This window comes from Desulfospira joergensenii DSM 10085, from assembly GCF_000420085.1.
Lineage (GTDB): Bacteria > Desulfobacterota > Desulfobacteria > Desulfobacterales > Desulfobacteraceae > Desulfospira > Desulfospira joergensenii.
The window spans coordinates 979,883-998,126 of the sequence record NZ_ATUG01000002.1; the positions used below are offsets into that span (position 1 = coordinate 979,883).

An 18,244-nucleotide genomic window follows, 5' to 3' on the forward strand; every position below is an offset into this window, starting at 1 on the left:
CTTTAATCCGGTATGTAGATCACGGCGTGGATTTCAGCCTTTTCTTCCCCGGCACAGGATACATAATGGGGGACAATGGAATTATAATATACCGAATCTCCGGCGTGGAGCACATGGGTTTCCTTTCCGTAGATGACTTCGATTTTGCCTGAGACCACTGCGATGAACTCTTCTCCCTCATGGGAAGAAAGGTGCTTTTCCCTGGCGGATTCGGGCAGGATCTCAACGAAAAAAGGCTCCATGTGGCGGTCGGTTTTCCCCTTGCCCAGGGCGTAGAAGTTCAGGGCGGCAGGTTTGTTTTTCCCGGCCAGGACGCTGAATTCAGCCTGCCGGTCGCTGCGCCGGACAATGTATGGATCCCTTGTGTCCTGGTCGTCCAGAAAGGTTCCCAGTCTTACCCCCAAGGCCCGGGCGATTTTCATCAGGGGGCCCAGGGGAGGGAAGGTTTCCTCCTTGATCATGGTGTCGAGAAACTCTTTATCAAGCCCGGTTTCCCCGGCCAGATCCGACAGGTCCATTTCCCGTTTTTCCATGTAATATTTGATTCTCTGGCTGATTTTGCCGGTTTCCATAACTCCTCCAAACAAGGTCAAAATTTTTCTCTATAGTATAGGAAGAGAGCTTTGTCAAAATTTCTTTGCAGACAGGGGCTGGTGCTCCCGTTTCCGGCCGTTATTTTAGAAACAAGATCATGTTCATTCGTTGACACGCTGCCTCAACAGGTTTATCCTCATTTCTGTTCCATTGTCTGTAAAAGGCTCTGGGTCCATCGGACCGACAGGTCCGGTTCCGGGTTGAGGTTTAAAATAAATATCCCACAGGGGGCAATGTGTTTAATTTTTTTTTCAAAAAAGAAAATCAGGTGAATGAGCTGATCTACTCTTACCTGGATAATTTTCAATTGATTTATGAGAATTTCAGGAAAGCTGTGTTTTCCTGCATCCGGGAGCCGTCCTGTGAAGAGTTCAGTTTTCTGCAGGAACAGACCCATAAGTACGAATCCAAGGCAGATGACATTAAAAATGAGATCAACAATCTCATGTACGGCAAGGTTCTGATTCCGGATTCCAGGGAGGATATCATGGGGCTGATCCTTGCCGTGGACAAGATCCCGGGCAACCTTGAAATCGTTCTTTCCATGATCAAATACCAGAAATTGAGCATCCCCGAACCATTTGCCGCCGATTTCAGCGAATTGATCACGGCCAGCCTTGAGGCCTGCACCATCCTTCCCCGGCAGGTGATCCGCCTGATACAGAAGAAAACCGGCATCCGGGATCTGATGAATCAGGTTGACGAAAGGGAAAGCTATTGCGACCATATCGAAACAAAACTGATCCAGAACGTTTTTAATTCAGAAATCGATCCTTTTATCAAACTCCAGCTCAAGGAACTCATCCTCAAGGTGGGGGATATATCGGACCAGGCAGACAAAGTGTCCAAGCTCATTAATATCCTGAGCCTGAAGCGGAGGGTCTGATGTTATCCCTTTTGGGCGGGATTTTCATGGGGTGGGCCCTGGGGGCCAATGATGCCTCCAATGTTTTTGGAACAGCTGTGGGCGCAAGGATGGTAAAGTTCTGGACAGCCACCTTTCTGGCCTCCGTATTTGTCGTGCTCGGGGCTGTGATTTCCGGCCGGGCCGGGATTGAAACCCTCCAGGGACTGACCTCCTTTGAATTGTCCCAGGCCGTTATCGCATCCGTTGCCGCGGCCTTGAGCGTCAGCATCATGACCCTGGCCGGCTGGCCCGTATCCACATCCCAGGCGGTCATCGGAGCCATTATCGGGATCGGCATCATGAACCATCAGATCAACCTGGCCGGGCTCGGGAAAGTTTTGGCCTGCTGGTTTACCACCCCCCTGGGCGGGGCCTTGATCAGCTTTACCGTCTACAAGGTTCTGGCCTTTTTCTACAACAGGCTTGAGATCAGCCTTTTCACATCCGACCGGCTCCTGAAGATCGGTTTTGTGATCTTTGGTTCCTACGGGGCCTATGCCCTGGGAGCCAACAACGTGGCCAATGTCACCGCCGTGTTTGTGGGGGCCGGAAAGCTCACCGTTTTTCAGGCCGCTTTAATCGGAGGGGTGAGCATTGCCCTGGGAATCCTGACCTTTTCCAGGCATGTCATGGAAACCGTCGGTCAAAAGCTGGTGGAACTCGACCCGTTTTCAGCGCTCATGGTTTCCATTTCCCTGGCCATCACCATCCATATCTATACGATTATCGGAGTGCCCGTGTCCAGTTCCCAGGCCATTATCGGAGGCCTTCTGGGGATCGGGATCATCAAAGGCACCTCCACGGTCAGTCTGAAAACCCTGAAAGGGATTTTTCTGGCCTGGTTCCTCACCCCGGTACTGGCCTGCGCTCTGGCCCTTTTTATGGTTTTCGTCTCCTTTTTGGAGTATGTCGGTCCCTAAAGATCCGGCAGGGATCAGATCCCCTTGAAAATTTTTGATAATTGAACTATGACTCCGGTAAGGATCACGGGAAAGGGGAGCGTTATCCGGGGAAAACCACAGGGAATTTACTCCCCCTTTGGGAGAGAAAAATGAAAACCATTGAAGTGAGCATAAAGGCGGAACTGAGCATCCCGGAAGAGTGGGAGATTGTGGAGCATTGCCCTGATCCGGCCTATCCGGATGAGCGGGTAACGGTATTGAAAATCAGGGATAATTTTTATGATTTTTTCCCGGAATGCCTGATGAAGATTAAAACCGATGAAAAGGTTTTCTGGTCTGCCGACGAAGGACAGACAGAGGATATCATTGACTGCATGGACCGGTTCACGGTTCAAATTTCAGAAAAAAAATAATTCCATTCCCACGGATTGACACCTGGATTCGGCCGGTTTATTATCCTGAACTGTTTTGCCGGAGGCAGGGGCCTGCCGCCGACCCGAAAACCGGTCCGGTGCAATTTGAAAACATCCGTCAATTGGATCAGACCAGCCCTGGGTTTAAAAGGAAAATATTCACAAGGAAGAGTCTGATGTTTCCCATTCTCAAGCTGTTTATCGCATTGTACTCCTCGGTCTTTTTCTTGATGACCGGTTTAAGTCTTCTCAATACCTTTCTGAGTTTACGGCTGTCCATGGAGGGGATCTCCACCCAGACGACCGGCGTGATTTTAACCGCCTATTTTATGGGCCTGGTCTGCGGGACCTTTTTCTGTAAGCGCGTGATCCGGCGGGTGGGCCATATCCGTTCCTTTGTCGCTTTCTGCGCATTGACCACGGTGATGGTCATGGTTCACGGGCTTTATCTTTCCCCTTTTTTGTGGACCGGACTTCGGTTCGTCTCAGGAATTTCCAATATGGGGTTGTTCATGGTGATCGAGTCCTGGCTCAATGAGTGTTCCGGCACCGATATCCGGGGGAGGGTATTTTCCATCTATATGATCATGAATTATCTGGGGGGTAGCATCGGTCAGACACTTTTGAATGCAGGGGACGTGGAGACCCAGACCCTCTACCTGGTCGTGGGAATCCTCATGGTGCTGAGCATCATTCCCATTGCCCTTACCCATTCCATCCATCCCGAGCTGCCCAAAGCGGAACGGATTGATCTCAAAACCATTATAAAAAAAGCGCCCCTGGGGATCATGGGATGCTTTGCAACCGGCCTGATGACATCGGCCTTTTATACCATGGGCCCGGTATTTGCCCATCAGATCGGGCTGAACGTTTCCCGGCTTTCCTGGTTCATGACCCTCACCGTCCTGGGGGGGCTGGTTTTCCAGTGGCCCGTGGGAAATTTTTCCGACCGGTTTGACCGCTCCCTGGTATTGCCCGCCCTGGCATTGATCGTTTCCGGGATCTGCATCGTTATCCTGGCGGTTCCCGGAAATTCTTTTCCCCTTTTACTGGGACTTACCACCTTGTTCGGAGGATTCATCTTCACGGTTTATCCGGTGGCCGTGGCCAGGGCCCATGATATGTTTGAGCCCCAGGACGTGGTCAAGGTCAGTTCGGCTCTTCTTCTGGCATTCGGCCTGGGGGCCGTGCTCGGCCCTGTTCTTGCCTCTACATTTATGAACCTGAACGGGTCACCCTACGGGTTTTATTATTACTATCTCTGCGTTTCAGGTCTTTTCGGAGCCGGAGCCCTGGTGATCCGGCAGCGGGAAATGGTGGAGATCGTCCCTGCAGAAGACCAGGTGGATTTTGTGATCATGCAGGAAACCTCAACGGTTGCCATGCATATGGATCCCCGCCTGGAAACCGAGGAGGAAAATCATGAAGAAAAAGGGGATTGAGAAAATAGAGGATTTTGTAAAGAAACATCAGGAAAAAGAGGATGTTTCAACCCGGTGGGGTGCCTGTCGTGGGGTTCGCCTCTGCCGGGGATTCCTTCTTTTCCCGGCCGTCTTCCGTGGCAAGGCCCACCCATGCCCTTCCCCGGGATTTTCTGCCCGGTGCGGCCATGTCTAGGTTGAAGCCAATGAATTGATCCGGCGGCCCAGTCTCGAGCTTGAGAAGATCATGACCGGGCCGGAGCCTCCGGTCCAGCGTAGAATCCCTGCGCCAATCCGCCCTCTTTGTTCAGCTCATGCAGGATGCCTTTCAGATTCCAGCCCATACACATACGGCACCGGCAGCGATTCACCGGATATTGACGGCCAGGGCATGGTGGAAAGAGCCATTTTACACGATTGCCCAGGGACAACTGGGCGCTGATGACCTCAATACCCGGGTCAGCCGATATTTGGAAGATCTCATGGAAGATGCAGGCCCCATTGATCTTCCACTGGAAATCAGAAAAGAAATGGGATATCCTGGAACAAGCGGACAAGAATCTTTGTTAAGGGAAAAATGAAAATTGAATCTTTAGTTGATATTGCAACTCGATATATCGAAGAGTTGATTATCACCGGAAAATTGAATCCGGGTGAGCAGATTAAAGAGGATATCATTGCCGGGCAGCTGGATATCAGCCGTCCTCCGGTGCGTGAAGCTCTTAACAGCCTTGAGGGCGAAGGGCTGGTGACCCGCCGTCCCCGTAAAGGCGCCTTTGTCAGTGAAATGACGGAAAAGGACATATGGGAGATCTATACCCTTAAGGCAGAGCTTTATGCCATGGCCACGGACTGGGCCATTGACCGCATCACCCAGGAGCAGATCGATGAGCTCAACTCATTGGTGGTGCTCATGGGAATCAACTCCAGGCCGGCCCAGGATGTTATTCTGAACTATCAGAAACACCACCGGGCCTTTCATACCCGAATTATGGAAATCGCAGGGAACCACAGACTGGTTAAATTCGCCTCATCCCTTCACAAGCAGATCCGCCGGTATAGTTTCAAAACCCTTGGATATGAAGATCATTTGAACCGCTCAAATCAGTATCACAGGCAGATCGCCGTCCATATTGCTCAGAAAGATAAGGAAAATGCCGGAAAACTGATGAAAGAGCATGTCCTTGATGCCATGAATTTTCTACTCAAAACCCCGGGTATCTTTGTCTGAGTCCATAGAGTGCAGTTTCCGGCCGGATCAATCAGGAAGTTCAGATACAAGCTTTTCCAGGCATTTGATTTTGGGGTTGATGCTGAACCGGGCCGGAATATTTTCCCGGTGGCAATATAGAACGGACAGGGCCTTGGAGGCGGTCAGCCGGGCGCTTTGGGTCCTGTCCCAGGTTAGAAATTCAAAGGCCCCGGCCGAGCGGATCAGGGCCTGGAGAATCGTTTTTTCAAGGCCGCTGACAGTCTGCCAGTTTTGCTCCAGCCATTCGTGGCACTCAAAGAAAAGATCTTCACACCAGAGCAGGTCGGCGATCCAATAGAGTTCTTCCGGGGGAATCCTCTGGGCCCGGATCTTTTCCAGGACGGTTTCATACCGGGTCATCCGGTTTTCAACGTACTCGGCGGTCCGGTGTTCTTCCTTTCCTAAATCAAAGGCGGCCGCAGCCTGGCGGACCGGTTTCAGATCTCCTTTATGAATGGAGTCGATGAGCGCCGAACCCAGCCTGTTCCGGATATCCCTGGATCTCCGGTTTTCAAAGGGGTTGAATTCTGATTTCATAGCTTATTTTCCTTTAAGAGAATTAGTATTGCAAAATAGAGTAAACTTCAATAGAGAGTTATGGAAATCAAGGCTCGTACATGAAAGAGAACCTGCAGAACCGGGAGTGGATATGGAAATTTTGACAAGGATAAAAGAGCAGGGGCTGATTCTCGACGGGGGCATGGGATCCATGCTCATCGACAGGGGACTTGGCGGCGGTGAGGCCCCTGAAACCTGGAACCTGACCCGCCCGGATATCCTCCGGGAGATCCATGGGGCATATTTCAAAGCAGGTGCGGATCTGGCCACGGCCAATACCTTCGGGGCCACGGCCATGAAACTCAAAAAAATGGGGGTCACCCGGGACATGGCCGACATCAATCGGGCCGGAGTGGCCCTGGCCAGGGCTGCGGCCGGTTCAGGACAATATGTCGCCGGGGATATGGGAAGCCTGGGGGAAATGCTGGAACCCATGGGGCCGGTATCCGTGGATGGGGCCGAGGCCTGTTTCAGGGATCAGGCTGAAATCCTTGAAGATGCGGGCGTGGACCTTTTCTTCATAGAAACCGTTTTTGACCTGAACCTGGGACTGGCAGCGGTCAGGGCGGTCAGGTCCGTCTCTTCCAGACCGGTGTTCTGTTCCCTGACCTTCAAGGAAACCCCCAAAGGCTTTTTTACCATTTTCGGAAACAATGTCAGGGACAGCATGAAGGCCCTTGTCGATGCAGGGGCCTCCGGGGTGGGGGCCAATTGTTCCATGGGAAGCGATACCATGGTCGAACTGGCCGCCCGGATCCGGGACAGCGTGGATGTTCCCGTCATGATCCAGCCCAATGCCGGCCTGCCCCAGATCACGGGGGACAACCAGAAGGCGGTTTATCCGGAGGAGGATCTCTTTTTTGCCGGCAATATCAGAAAGATAAAGGATCTGGGCATTGAAATCGTGGGGGGCTGCTGCGGCACCACACCTGCGACCATCCGGGAAGTTAAAAAAATTATCTAAGCCCGTTGGCCTCCACGATAATATCCCAGGCCTCCTGGGCCCGGTTCACAAATTGAAAAAGGTCAAGATCCTTTTCTGAAATGGTCCCCTGTTCCACCAGAAATTCAAAATTTACCAGGGTTTTCCAGAATTTTTCACCGAAGAGGATCACGGGGATGGGCTTGATGGTTTGGGTCTGGATCAGGGTCAGGGCCTCAAAAAGCTCGTCCAGGGTTCCGAATCCCCCGGGGAAGGCCACCAGGGCCCTGGCCCGCATGAGAAAATGCATTTTCCGGATGGCAAAATAATGGAACTGGAAGCAGAGTTCCGGGGTGATATAGGGGTTGGGGGCCTGCTCAAAGGGAAGTACGATGTTCAGCCCGATGCTTTTGGCGCCCACATCTGCGGAACCCCGGTTGGCCGCTCCCATGATGCCTTCCCCGCCCCCGGTCATGACCACATGTTTGAGTTTCTCTGTGTTCTGGGAGATCAACCGTCCCAGGGTCCTGGCCTCGGTATAATAGTCGCTGTTTTTAAGGGCTGTCCGGGCGGCCTTTAATTCTTTTGCCAGGCCGGGCCTGCTGGAATCCTCTTTTGATTCATCTTCCAGGATTTCCAGGTTTTTCCGGGCCTTTTCCGGATCAGGGAGTCGGGCGCTGCCGAAGATCACGATGGTGGACTCTATTCCCTGGCTGCGCATTTCCAGCTCCGGCTTAATCATCTCCAGCTGGAGCCTGACCGGCCGAAGTTCGTCTTTGAGCATCAGGTCCGTATCCTGGAACGCCACCTTGTACGAAGGGGAAAGGCATTGGGGGGAGTCCACATGGAGGACGGCGGATCTGGCCCCTTCTTCGGCCCGGGGCAGGGGCCCGGAACGTCCGGGTTTTTCTTTTTTCTTGTTCATGGGTGGGTCTCTCTATTCGTTAAAAGCGTAAAGTCAAAAGGCAAAAGTCGAAAGCATCTGACCGGGGATGATCTTTCCCGGCAAAAGCGATGAAATTCGATCTTTCTTTGGTGTTTGGATGAGAATTTGCGCCTTGCAGACGGGTGAGTTCTCGTTCAAACGCGGATGGTCTCGCCTGCATGGGGAACAAAAGCCTGAAACCCCTGTTGGTTCAAATGATCGGCAAAGCTCAGGGAACTTTGTTCCTCACCGTGGACCACGGCAATTTTTTTCACATCCAGGTTGGATCCTTTTAAAAACCGCATCATCTCTTTCTGGTCGGCATGGGCGCTGAATCCCCCCAGCCTGACCACCCGGGCCTTTAAGGGATACTCTTTGCCCAGGATTTTGATCATGGGGGGCTCCCCTTTTTGTCCGCTTTCCATGTACTCCTGCCCCAGGGTCAGGATCTTGCGGCCCAGGGTGTGTTCGGCCATGTATCCCACGATCAGGATGGTGTTGTTGGGATTGTGGACCCTGTATCTTAAGTGGTGGAGGATCCGGCCAACCTCACACATGCCCGAGGCCGAGATAACGATATGGGGCTTTTCCTCCCGCATGAGCTTCATGGACTCGTCCACCGAGGAGACAAAGTGGACCTTGTCAAAGATAAAGGGGTTTCTCCCGGTTTCAAGGAAGGTCTTATGGGTTTCCCGGTCATAGGTTTCCGGATGCTCGCCAAACACCTTTGTCATGGATGAGGCAAGGGGGCTGTCCACATAGACCGGCACTCTTGGCACCTCCCCCTTCATGAAGAGTTCATGGATGACGTAGAGCAGTTCCTGGGCCCGGCCGAATGCAAAGGAGGGGATCACAACGGTTCCGCCCTTGTCAAAGGTGGTGTTCAGCTCATCCCTGAGCCTCTGGTAAAGGTCTTCAGTCCCCTCGTGGGTCCGGTTTCCGTAGGTGCTCTCCATGATCATCAGATCCACATTCCTGTCCGCCTCGTTGAAATCCTGTGCCGGGTCTTTGAGGATGGGCTTGTCAAACCGTCCCAGATCCCCGGTATAGCAGACCGTGAAGGTCCGGTCTCCATCCCGGTACTTGATGATGCTGATGGCCGACCCCAGGATATGGCCTGCCTCGTAAAAGGTGCAGGTCATGTCCTTTCCGATGGTGACTTCATTGTTGCAGGGGATCCCTTCAAAAGATCCCAGGGCGGCCTTGGCATCCTCTGTGGAGTAGAGGGACTGGGCCCTTTCCAGGGAATATTTGCGGATATATCCGTCAATGGCCTCCCGGTTCAGGCTGTTTTTTCCACTTTTGAGCAGCTTGACAGCCTTTGCCGCATCTCTTTTTCCGGTCCCCTCTTCCCCTTTCCCCTGGCTGATATCGGCCAGAAGAGAGCGGACAGCCTTATAGTTGAGGTAATCGGCATCCGACTCCTGGATATGGGCGGAGTCGGGGAGAAGGTATTCGCAGGCGCCGTGGGTGGCCCGGGTGGAGAAAATCCGTCCTGTGAAATTCTTTTTCACCAGCAGGGGGATCCTTCCGGAATGATCGATATGGGCGTGGGAAAGGATTACATTGGTCAGGATCCGGGGATCAAAGGGCAGGATTCTGTTTTTTTCTGCGGTATCTTTCCGCCGTCCCTGGAACAGGCCGCAATCCAGCAGAATTCTGTCCTGCTGGGTGGTGATCATGTGCATGGAGCCGGTGACTTCCCGGGTGCCTCCGTAAAATGTGACGAGCATGAGGGTCTCCTTGGTCAGTATATTTGTGTCCGAACTTCCGGCCTTTTTGATTCCTGATCTGCATCCGATCCCGGGGAATCATCGATTTTCGGCCAGACTGACACATACCAGTCCTTTTGAGGGGTGTCAAACCGGTCCCGGTTTTCTTATCCTTGTTCTCAAAATAAAATTCCGATTGCCGTCGGGAGGAGCAAAGATTTTGCGCTCATTCTCGAAAATCATCCATGATTTTCTCCGAGGAGGGATCCCTTCTCCAGCCGCGTCCTGCCGCCCGAAGGAATCCAACCCGCGAAAACCTTTACTCCTCCTTGAGCCTGAGCAGAGTCCAAATATAAGATAAAATAAAGGAATATATTTTTGAGAACGGCTATAGACCACGTCGGATCTGTCAGGAATCTCATTTGGACGGACCGGGTTTCCGGGGCAATCGGTTGGATATGGGCAACTGAAATCGCCGGACGGTCTGAAAGCGCCTCTTGAAAGATGAAATCATCGGCCCGGAATTCATTGCCCATCCTTCAAGTATAGATCCCTTGGTCCTTGGAAGGGATGCAAAGAGATATATTTCTATAATATTAGAAATATGGTTGACAAAGATCCGATTTATCCATATGTTCAAATCATGGAAAATGAAACAGCAGCAAAGAAATTGGCAGAACTGGGGCATACCACGAGATTATCGATTTTCAGGTATCTGGTAAAAGTAGGAGGCCAGGGGGCTTCGGTGGGCCAGATCCAGGAAAAACTGGGTATTCCGGGCTCAACCCTGTCCCATCATATCCGCAGGCTGGTGGCGGCCGGACTGATCAAACAGGTCCGGGAGAGCAGAGTTCTTTACTGCATTCCCCAATTTGATGTTCTGGACCGGCTGTTGGAGTTCCTGAAATCCGAATGTTGCACAGAGGCAAAGTGTAAAATGTAATTTTTTTTGCATACATATTTCGAAATACTTAGAAATATAGAATAGGAGGAATCGCCATGACCACAGAACTATATAAGATCCTTGATTTCATGATAAAGGCATTTGCCCACATCTGGCCTTATCTTGTGATCACCATACCGATTGCAGTCGCCGTGAACATGTCCGGGGCATCCCGGTACATTAAAAGAGCCTTTGACTCAGGACCGGTAACGGCCGTTTTACTGGCGACCCTGGTCGGGGCGTTCAGCCCCTTTTGTTCCTGCGGGGTGATTCCCGTGATAGCGGCACTTCTGATCGGAGGGGTTCCTCTCCCTCCGGTGATGGCTTTTTGGATCGCCTCCCCTTCAATGGACCCTGAAGTTTTCTTTTTAAGTGTGGGGACCATCGGTTGGAATCTGGCTGTCTGGCGTCTGGCCGGAACCTTGGTCATGAGCTTGAGTGCGGGATTCATTACCCAGGCCTTGATGCAAACCGGATGGATCGGCATGGATATCCTCCGGAGAAAAACAGGATCAAAGGGTTTGGAACAAACTTCAACTTTAAAGCAGTGGGGAAGTACTGTCCGTTCAGGCTTGAGAAATCTGTCTGCATTCAGGTACAGGAAGGGGATTCCGGTCCAGGCTTCCGCCTGTTGTGCAGGAGAGGCAGGGGGAAGTGTGCAGATTCAGGCCCATGTTCCTTCAGTAAAAACGGGATTTCACAAAAGCGGTGATTCAGGCGATCTTTCATCCTCATGCGGATGCCCGGAGGAAGAATCTTTCCGGAAAAGACTGGGCAGGGAATCCATGGATGCCACCTTAATGGTGATCAGGTTTATGGCCCTGGCTTTTTTTCTCGAAGCCTTAATCGTTCTTTATGTACCCGAAGAGTTCATCACACAGATCATGGGCAAAGAAAATTCCTGGGCAATTGTCACAGCAGCCGTTGTCGGCATTCCTGTATACACCAGTAATCTAAGCGCACTGCCCATGGTGAACGGCCTTCTTGCCCAGGGGATGAGCCCGGCAGCCGCCCTGTCTTTTTTAATCGCAGGACCTGTGACGACCCTGCCGGCCATGGCGGCGGTCTGGACATTGGTAAAACACCGCATTTTTATTCTCTATCTATCTTTTTCACTGGCGGGGGCCATCCTTTTGGGATATCTGAACTTATATTTCGGGTAAATGCGGATTTTGAAAATTATTTCTCTGTCCCTTGACCGGCAGGATTTCGTTGGATTATAACGGCGCTCATATTTTTTGTACCGATTGCTTTGGAAGGATTATGAAACCGAAAATAAATAAAATCAGTTTTTTCTCAAGCCTGTTCATCCTCTTTTTGATATCCATTCCCGGCTTCTATGCCTATTATTTCACTGACTGGAGAAATGAAAAATCTTTCCAGGATGCTGACCGGAGAAGAGCCTATACCGAATTTCAGGAAGACTCCAGAATTTTTGATGACCGAATATTATTGAGAAAAGACAAAAGTTTAGTCGTGGACAAAAACAGGCTGGTTTTCAAAGGGGTAAAAGACAATGTGGTTCATCTGGATGTCTATCTGCTTGAACTGGATCCGGAATCTGCCTATCCCCACTATATTTCCAAGGCAGATGCGGATAAACAGATCCGTATCGGCGATTCAACCTTCGAGGTTTTAAAAGTGAACAAGAGAACCTTGCAATTAAAAATCCTTGACCGGTATGAATCATAAAGGGTTCTCCCACAGCCCGATTCCAGGAAGACAAAAAAGACTTTCAATCAAGGTGTAGACAAGATCCGGGTGAAGCCGGCCAGGCTCATTTCTCGTTTTCGGAAAAACCTTTGATTGTCCCTTGGGCTCAATGCTTTTTGCATTTTCCCTCTCTTTTATGTAGAATCCGGGTATTCAAAAAAAGGAGTCCTATGATTGGAATCATCGGAGCTTTGGGGGAAGAAGTCGATCTGGTCTGTCATCGACTCAAACAAACGCAGTCCCTGACAAAAGCCGGAATCGTTTTTTGCAGGGGAAAGCTGGAGGATCTTGAGGTCACGGTTGTCAAATGCGGCGTGGGAAAGGTCAATGCCGCCATCTGCACTCAAATCCTGGCAGACGTGTTTCAATGCGAAAAAATTCTTTTCGGAGGCGTTGCCGGAGCCCTGTTCCCCGGGTTGAAACAGGGAGATGTGGTCATCTCATCCCATGCGGTACAATTTGATATCGATCTGACGGCCTTTGGCAGACGGCAGGGGGAACTTGCGGACCATGACCGCCTCATTGAAGCAGATCCGTACATGGTTCAGGCGGCATCGGCTGCATTTGATGAACAGGTAAAAGGGATGCAGACTCCGCCGGAAATGGTGGTCGGGACCATTGTTTCCGGCGACCGGTTCATTTCAGACCCGGACACGATCCGGTGGCTCCAGCGGGAGTTCAGCGGGGTCTGTACGGAAATGGAAGGCGGTGCCCTTGGATATACCTGTAAAATTAATCAGATTCCATTTGTGATCATCCGAATCATCTCAGACAGTGCCGGGAAAGATGCTGTGGGAGAGTTTGATTCATTCCTGTCAAAAAGTTCTGAAATGCTGGCCGATCTGATCTCCGGTACAATCCGTTTCCTTAAAGTTCAATAACCATTGAATACAGTGTAATTCATTATCCGGATGTTTCCGATTCATCCGGTTTGCCGGTCTATTTTCAATGTTCCGGTTGCCATATGCGGACGGTTCTGGTATGGAGTTGCTCTCAAATTGTATTGAAAGGCAAACAGACACAGACATGGGGAAGGTGTATTGAAAACAAATCTGACATTGATCGGCATGCCCGGGGCCGGTAAAAGCACGGTGGGAATCGTCCTGGCCAAGAACATGGGGCTTTCATTCATTGATACGGATATCCTGATCCAGATCAACAACCAGAAAACCCTCCAGGAGATCCTGGACGAGAGTGACCACATGAATCTGAGGACCATTGAAGAAAAAGAGATTTTAAAGATTAATATCCGCGACCATGTGATCTCCACCGGCGGCAGTGTGGCCTATAGTGACAAGTCCATGATCCACTTGCAGACCCTTTCAACCATCATCCACCTGGATGCAAGTTTTGACACCATTGAGAAAAGGATCAAGAATTTCGAGACAAGGGGGATCGCCAAGGATAAGGATCAGACCTTTAAAGATCTCTACGATGAGCGCCAGAGACTTTATCGGAAATATGCCGATATCACCGTTGATACCGACGGGATCACCCAGGATGAGGTAGCTGCGCAGATCGAAAAGGCTGTGGGCAGAGAATAAGGCTGAAACCCGTCCCCTACCTTGAAAACACCCAGTCATTCTGTTCTGAAAGATCCGGGTTGAAACCATACCCGTTGCCGGTAAAGTCTTTTAATGGCCCGGCCCGATTGATTTTATTTTGAATGATAAAATCTGCCATCAGGCCCCGGGCCCGCTTGGCATGGATGCCGATCACCTTAAAGACATCCCCTTTTTTTTCCTTGAAATGGATGTTGAGAAGATCTGCCTGCAAATCTTTTGGCCGGACCGCCTTGAAGTACTCATTGGAGGCCAGGTTGACCAGGATGGAGTCTCCTTCCGATTTTTCCAGTTCATGGCTGATACGGTCCGTGATCCGGCCTTCCCAGAATTCATATAAGTTCTTTCCCCAGGGGCCGGAAAGCCGGGTCCCCATTTCCAGGCGATAGGCCTGGATCAGATCCAGGGGGCGGAGCAGCCCGTAAAGGCCCGAAAGAATCCGAAGATGATTCTGGGCAAAATAAAATTCCTCATCTCCATAAAGATCCGTATCCATGCCCTGGTAAACATCCCCTTTAAAGGCCAGCAGGGCCTGGCATGCACTTCCCCGGGCAGGATTTTCTGAGAACTCCTGGTACCGTTCATGATTCAGGGTGGCCAGCTTGGGGCTGATCTTCATTAGGTTTTCCAGATCTTTGGCAGACATCTCCTTTAAGCGGGCGGCCAGTTCCCGGGTCTGGGTGAAGAAAAAAGGCGAGGTCTGGACAGGATAGGATCTCCCATCGAAATCCAGGGTCTTGGACGGTGAAATGATACTGAGCATATTGATTCTCCTTTGAAAGAAAGTTTAGCCCAATTTCCATGGAAAAACAATCAAGGGTCTTTTCCCGGCAGGATGATCGCATGTCAAAATTATTGTTTTTGCCCCGGCCATGGGCATGGATCTTCCGCTGCATCCTCGCCGGCCTGTCCTGGCCGGCTTCGAGGATGCCGGCCCAGACCTGACAGATATGGATGTGGAAAACATCTGACCGGGTCCTTGACCGCTTAATGGGTTTAAAAGAATCCGGCAGAGCCCGAAATGTATCAAGGGGGAGTTGAACTCCCCCTTGATATTTAATCGGTACTGGTAGTGGATTTAGGAAACAATTAGTTCGGATTCAACATTTACCGGGTTTTGAATGGTATCCCAGATGGGAGAGTGCTGATTGACATAATCATGCAGTTCCTGCAGCTTTTCCTTTGGGGCGTCAGATTTGATGTGGGCCTTGACATGGCACAGCCAGTTATATCTCGGGATGGTATCGGAGAAGATTTCCAGAAGACACTCTCGGTCTTCCAGGAAAATACGGGCCCGAGCATTCCCACGGGAAGTGATGTGATAAACTGCTCCTGGATATTCTATTCTAAGGGGGCGAGCCATGATGTTGTTTCTAAATCATGATAAGCCTTATTTTTCGACGGGCTGTTGCCCAAAGCGTCAAATAAAGCCGATGAATAATTCACTTGAATTCCATAAATGTTTATTCTGATTTGCTGATCAGACTTTTTCAACCATCTTAACCAAATTCGGGTAATACTCCAGGCTTCTGCCCATAACAGCCCGGTCTTTGCTCCTTCCGTTCCGGACAAGAATCATAATATTTTGGATGGTAGCCGTCAGATATTCCTGAATTTTGAGCCGCCACAGCCGTCTCCACCTGCTTCGTTTATATCCATATCGAACACTTCTGGCAAAGGAGCGCTCCATCAGATGCTGTCTTTTGCCAATATCATCCTTGGATGTCTGGCTTTGGGATTGGGTTACCTTTCGATCCAGATCTTCTTGTCTGACATGGCGCTTGAGAGTCCTGCCAAATTTGGAGCGTGTACACTGGTCTTTCAGGTTGCACTTGTTACACACTTTGCCGGATATCGCATATTCAAAATGGTTTCGTTTCTTTTTAAATTTTCTCAGCTTCAGATGTTTCCCATTCGGACAGATGAACCTATCTTTCTCTGTATCATATGTAAATTCTGAAGGAAGAAAAATCCCTCTGCGCCGTCCATCGTTTTTACTGGTTGCCTCTAATGATTCAAAATGAGGACTAAGGTTGCGGTCACAACAAGCCAGATAGTTATCTATCGTGCCATATTCTCTCTCCTTGCTCCAACCTTTCTTCTAACCTGCGATAGCTTTTATTTAAATACCGTCTAAGGGATTGTTGGTTTACTACAGAATTGTTAGATGCATCGGCCTGAACCAGACTTGCATCCATGAAAATTTTGCTCCCGTCTACCAAGTTTTCATGGACACATTGTATGACGATACGCTTAAAAAAAGTTTGGAAAATCTCAGTGCCCCAATGATTCCTTGCTTTACTTAACACACTGTGATTTGGGATCTGGTCATCCAAATCATACCCAAGAAACCACATCCAATCCAAACGAATCGGAATGGTATCCATTAGTTCCCGCTCGGAGCGAATATTGTAAAAGAACAAAAGGAACATCATCTTAAGGATCATCGGCGGAGGAACCGATACATTGCCGTTTGAGCCATAACAGTGTTCAACCTCATCATAGACAAAATTGAAATTGATTGTTTCACTAATTGCTCTGAGTGGATGATTGGGACTGATTCTTTCTTCTATGCTTATACGATCATAAAAGAGTTTAGGTTCGGCATGGGTTTGCTTGCCCATCATGATAAGAAACTCTCCATATATTTTTATTTTATCTTATCAATACAGATGGTTGTGATTAACATTTAATTGGGGTATTTGGGCAACAGCCCGTTGAAATATCATTTTATATATTAATAATTTTGCTTCTCCTTTCTGGAATCAACATCTGCATACCCCGTATGTGGGTCCAGATTATCTGTTAATTTCTAGTTTTTATCGCAATTATTAATTACGCCTATTACAGAAAAGGAGGGAATGCAATAGGCGGTTTTGATTTTGCTTTGGCGATAAGATATTTGAATTATTTGTTAATTTAAATATTTTTAATAAATTGGGGAATGGAACTCCGTTTGGAACACTTCCAGGCGGCTGTTCCTGCCCCGGGGATTCCTAATTCAAAAATCCCGCCTGAGGATTCTATAGTGCTTCTGGCTTTCTTGATTAAAGAGATTGATTGATAATTTCGGCTTCGGAGGGGAAATCAGGATACCGGGAACTGAGAATTCCCGGTATCAATGGATTGTTACTCTACAGCCGGATAATCTCCGGAGTCTGTCCGATATGCTCCAGGAATTTGACCAGATCCTTGGATGCAATGGTGGTGGTGGCCGTGTTGACCAGGGGATGGAAGTTGAGCAGATCCTTTTCCATCATCTCTTCATCCAGGACGATCTTGACTTCCTGGCCGTCGCTGATGTTGACGGCGGCAAAGGGAGTCACGGCTCCGGGGATCATGCCAAGGACATCCATGAGCAGTTCAGGCTTGCCGAAGGACATGTTCTTGGCCCCGATTGTTTTGGCCACGTCCTTGATTTTGATGGGTTTGTCGTCCAGGGTGACCACCAGGAACAGGTTTTTCTTCTTGTCCTTGAAAAACAGGTTCTTGCTGTGGGCGCCTTCAATGCCTTCATGGTATTTTGCCGCCTCTTCCACGGTGTACACGGCCGGGTGTTCGTGGTTGGTATATTCAATTCCGATTTCCGTAAGCAGGGTAAGCAGTTCTTCCTGTGTTTTTGACATATGTCCTCCTCTAAAAATAATTCTTATATATTAATCTGACGATGGTGAAGAATACCACAGTCAGGAAAATGGGCCGGATAAATGCGGCCCCTCTTTTTATGGCCATGCCGGATCCGATCCTGGCCCCGACGATCTGGCCCGCTGCCATGGTCAGGCCGGCCGAGTACAGTACATTGCGGCCTATAATAAAGACGGACAGGGCCACGATGTTGGAGACAAAGTTCATGATCCTTGTGGTGCCCGAAGCCTTGGTCATGTCCAGGCCAAGCAGGATAAGCAGGGCTCCGGTCCAGAAAGAGCCTGTGCCCGGGCCGAAAAATCCGTCGTAAAAGCCCAGGCCAAGACCGAAGACCATGAAAAACAGGTTTCTGCCCATCCTGGGCCGGCCGGCTGCCCTGCCCAGGTTCTTTGAAAACAGGGTATAAAAGAAAACAAACAAGAGCATGACCGGGATGATGTGGCGGATAAAACCGGCCTGGATCTGCTGGATGGACCAGGCCCCAAGTACAGCCCCCATGAAGGTGAACACAATCCCGTGGATGCTTTCATCCAGCTTCACAATTCCTGTGCGGATAAAATTCCAGGCGGCAGACAGGGTACCGAAACTGCCCTGGAGCTTGTTGGTACCCAGGGCCATCTGGGGAGGTAGTCCCACGGAAAGAAGGACAGGCAGGGAAATCAAGCCGCCGCCCCCGGCTATGGAATCCACAAATCCCGCGCAGAGCCCGGTGAAAAAAAGAAGAATGAAATGGAATGATGAAAGATCAGGTATCATTACAAGTAGCTGAAAGTCA

The 18,244-nt window shown here is 50.1% G+C and carries 22 protein-coding genes; 13 read left to right on the forward strand and 9 right to left on the reverse strand.

Annotation, left to right across the window (positions count from 1 at the left end; genetic code table 11):
- Positions 1–2: 2 nt before the first annotated feature.
- A complete protein-coding gene (locus F608_RS0116840) occupies positions 3–572 on the reverse strand; it encodes a cupin domain-containing protein (RefSeq protein ID WP_022666822.1) in 570 nt (189 codons plus the stop codon).
- Between the two features lie 257 nt (positions 573–829).
- Here F608_RS0116840 and F608_RS0116845 point away from each other — a divergent pair, with 257 nt between their 5' ends.
- From F608_RS0116845 to F608_RS0116875, 6 genes are all read left to right on the forward strand, one after another.
- A complete protein-coding gene (locus F608_RS0116845; protein ID WP_022666823.1) occupies positions 830–1,480 on the forward strand; it encodes a DUF47 domain-containing protein in 651 nt (216 codons plus the stop codon).
- Entirely contained in the window at positions 1,480–2,421 is a 942-nt protein-coding gene (locus F608_RS0116850) for an inorganic phosphate transporter (RefSeq protein ID WP_022666824.1), read from the forward strand. The genes F608_RS0116845 and F608_RS0116850 overlap by 1 nt, the downstream gene beginning before the upstream one ends.
- 131 nt (positions 2,422–2,552) lie before the next feature.
- Complete coding sequence (locus F608_RS32360) at positions 2,553–2,816, forward strand: hypothetical protein (protein ID WP_033398511.1); 264 nt, start codon at positions 2,553–2,555, stop codon at positions 2,814–2,816.
- A gap of 176 nt (positions 2,817–2,992) precedes the next feature.
- A complete protein-coding gene (locus tag F608_RS32365) occupies positions 2,993–4,258 on the forward strand; it encodes an MFS transporter (protein ID WP_022666826.1) in 1,266 nt (421 codons plus the stop codon).
- Between the two features lie 41 nt (positions 4,259–4,299).
- Positions 4,300–4,452 carry a hypothetical protein gene (locus tag F608_RS0116865; RefSeq protein ID WP_153307529.1) on the forward strand — a complete coding sequence of 51 codons (153 nt, stop codon included), beginning with the start codon at positions 4,300–4,302 and terminating at the stop codon, positions 4,450–4,452.
- A gap of 362 nt (positions 4,453–4,814) precedes the next feature.
- Complete coding sequence (locus F608_RS0116875) at positions 4,815–5,468, forward strand: GntR family transcriptional regulator (RefSeq protein ID WP_022666830.1); 654 nt, start codon at positions 4,815–4,817, stop codon at positions 5,466–5,468.
- A 27-nt stretch (positions 5,469–5,495) separates the two neighbouring features.
- Here F608_RS0116875 and F608_RS0116880 read toward each other — a convergent pair whose 3' ends face one another.
- Positions 5,496–6,026, reverse strand: coding sequence for a DUF309 domain-containing protein (locus F608_RS0116880; RefSeq protein ID WP_022666831.1), 531 nt, complete (start codon positions 6,024–6,026; stop codon positions 5,496–5,498).
- 112 nt (positions 6,027–6,138) lie between these two features.
- Here F608_RS0116880 and F608_RS0116885 point away from each other — a divergent pair, with 112 nt between their 5' ends.
- The gene (locus F608_RS0116885; RefSeq protein WP_022666832.1) at positions 6,139–7,011 is read left to right on the forward strand and encodes a homocysteine S-methyltransferase family protein; all 873 of its coding nucleotides are present in this window, start codon (positions 6,139–6,141) and stop codon (positions 7,009–7,011) included.
- On the opposite strand, the gene F608_RS0116890 is transcribed toward F608_RS0116885, so the two are convergent.
- Positions 7,004–7,894 carry an LOG family protein gene (locus F608_RS0116890; RefSeq protein WP_022666833.1) on the reverse strand — a complete coding sequence of 297 codons (891 nt, stop codon included), beginning with the start codon at positions 7,892–7,894 and terminating at the stop codon, positions 7,004–7,006. The genes F608_RS0116885 and F608_RS0116890 overlap by 8 nt on opposite strands.
- Positions 7,895–8,049: 155 nt before the next feature.
- A complete protein-coding gene (locus tag F608_RS0116895) occupies positions 8,050–9,627 on the reverse strand; it encodes an MBL fold metallo-hydrolase RNA specificity domain-containing protein (protein ID WP_022666834.1) in 1,578 nt (525 codons plus the stop codon).
- A 622-nt stretch (positions 9,628–10,249) separates the two neighbouring features.
- Between F608_RS0116895 and F608_RS0116905 the strand changes: the two genes are divergently transcribed.
- The 5 genes from F608_RS0116905 (at position 10,250) to F608_RS0116925 (ending at position 13,806) form a co-directional block, all read left to right on the forward strand.
- Positions 10,250–10,549: an ArsR/SmtB family transcription factor gene (locus F608_RS0116905; RefSeq protein ID WP_027362847.1), complete on the forward strand. Its 300-nt coding sequence runs from the start codon at positions 10,250–10,252 to the stop codon at positions 10,547–10,549.
- Between the two features lie 56 nt (positions 10,550–10,605).
- Positions 10,606–11,712: a permease gene (locus F608_RS34990; protein ID WP_022666838.1), complete on the forward strand. Its 1,107-nt coding sequence runs from the start codon at positions 10,606–10,608 to the stop codon at positions 11,710–11,712.
- A 100-nt stretch (positions 11,713–11,812) separates the two neighbouring features.
- The gene (locus tag F608_RS0116915) at positions 11,813–12,241 is read left to right on the forward strand and encodes a hypothetical protein (RefSeq protein WP_022666839.1); all 429 of its coding nucleotides are present in this window, start codon (positions 11,813–11,815) and stop codon (positions 12,239–12,241) included.
- A gap of 191 nt (positions 12,242–12,432) precedes the next feature.
- Positions 12,433–13,143 carry a 5'-methylthioadenosine/adenosylhomocysteine nucleosidase gene (locus tag F608_RS0116920; RefSeq protein ID WP_022666840.1) on the forward strand — a complete coding sequence of 237 codons (711 nt, stop codon included), beginning with the start codon at positions 12,433–12,435 and terminating at the stop codon, positions 13,141–13,143.
- A gap of 159 nt (positions 13,144–13,302) precedes the next feature.
- Positions 13,303–13,806: a shikimate kinase gene (locus F608_RS0116925; RefSeq protein WP_022666841.1), complete on the forward strand. Its 504-nt coding sequence runs from the start codon at positions 13,303–13,305 to the stop codon at positions 13,804–13,806.
- A 16-nt stretch (positions 13,807–13,822) separates the two neighbouring features.
- On the opposite strand, the gene yaaA is transcribed toward F608_RS0116925, so the two are convergent.
- Positions 13,823–14,587, reverse strand: a complete 765-nt coding sequence (yaaA, locus tag F608_RS0116930) for a peroxide stress protein YaaA (protein ID WP_022666842.1) — start codon at positions 14,585–14,587, stop codon at positions 13,823–13,825.
- A 378-nt stretch (positions 14,588–14,965) separates the two neighbouring features.
- Here yaaA and F608_RS36955 point away from each other — a divergent pair, with 378 nt between their 5' ends.
- The gene (locus F608_RS36955; protein ID WP_244154299.1) at positions 14,966–15,208 is read left to right on the forward strand and encodes a hypothetical protein; all 243 of its coding nucleotides are present in this window, start codon (positions 14,966–14,968) and stop codon (positions 15,206–15,208) included.
- A 96-nt stretch (positions 15,209–15,304) separates the two neighbouring features.
- Here F608_RS36955 and F608_RS37400 read toward each other — a convergent pair whose 3' ends face one another.
- From F608_RS37400 to F608_RS0116965, 4 genes are all read right to left on the reverse strand, one after another.
- Positions 15,305–15,889 carry a transposase gene (locus F608_RS37400; RefSeq protein WP_084681181.1) on the reverse strand — a complete coding sequence of 195 codons (585 nt, stop codon included), beginning with the start codon at positions 15,887–15,889 and terminating at the stop codon, positions 15,305–15,307.
- The gene (locus F608_RS0116955; RefSeq protein ID WP_022666847.1) at positions 15,882–16,451 is read right to left on the reverse strand and encodes a transposase; all 570 of its coding nucleotides are present in this window, start codon (positions 16,449–16,451) and stop codon (positions 15,882–15,884) included. Before F608_RS0116955 ends, F608_RS37400 begins: the two co-directional genes overlap by 8 nt.
- A gap of 507 nt (positions 16,452–16,958) precedes the next feature.
- Complete coding sequence (locus tag F608_RS0116960; RefSeq protein WP_022666848.1) at positions 16,959–17,450, reverse strand: prolyl-tRNA synthetase associated domain-containing protein; 492 nt, start codon at positions 17,448–17,450, stop codon at positions 16,959–16,961.
- Between the two features lie 10 nt (positions 17,451–17,460).
- The gene (locus F608_RS0116965) at positions 17,461–18,225 is read right to left on the reverse strand and encodes a TSUP family transporter (RefSeq protein ID WP_022666849.1); all 765 of its coding nucleotides are present in this window, start codon (positions 18,223–18,225) and stop codon (positions 17,461–17,463) included.
- Between the last annotated feature and the right edge of the window lie 19 nt (positions 18,226–18,244).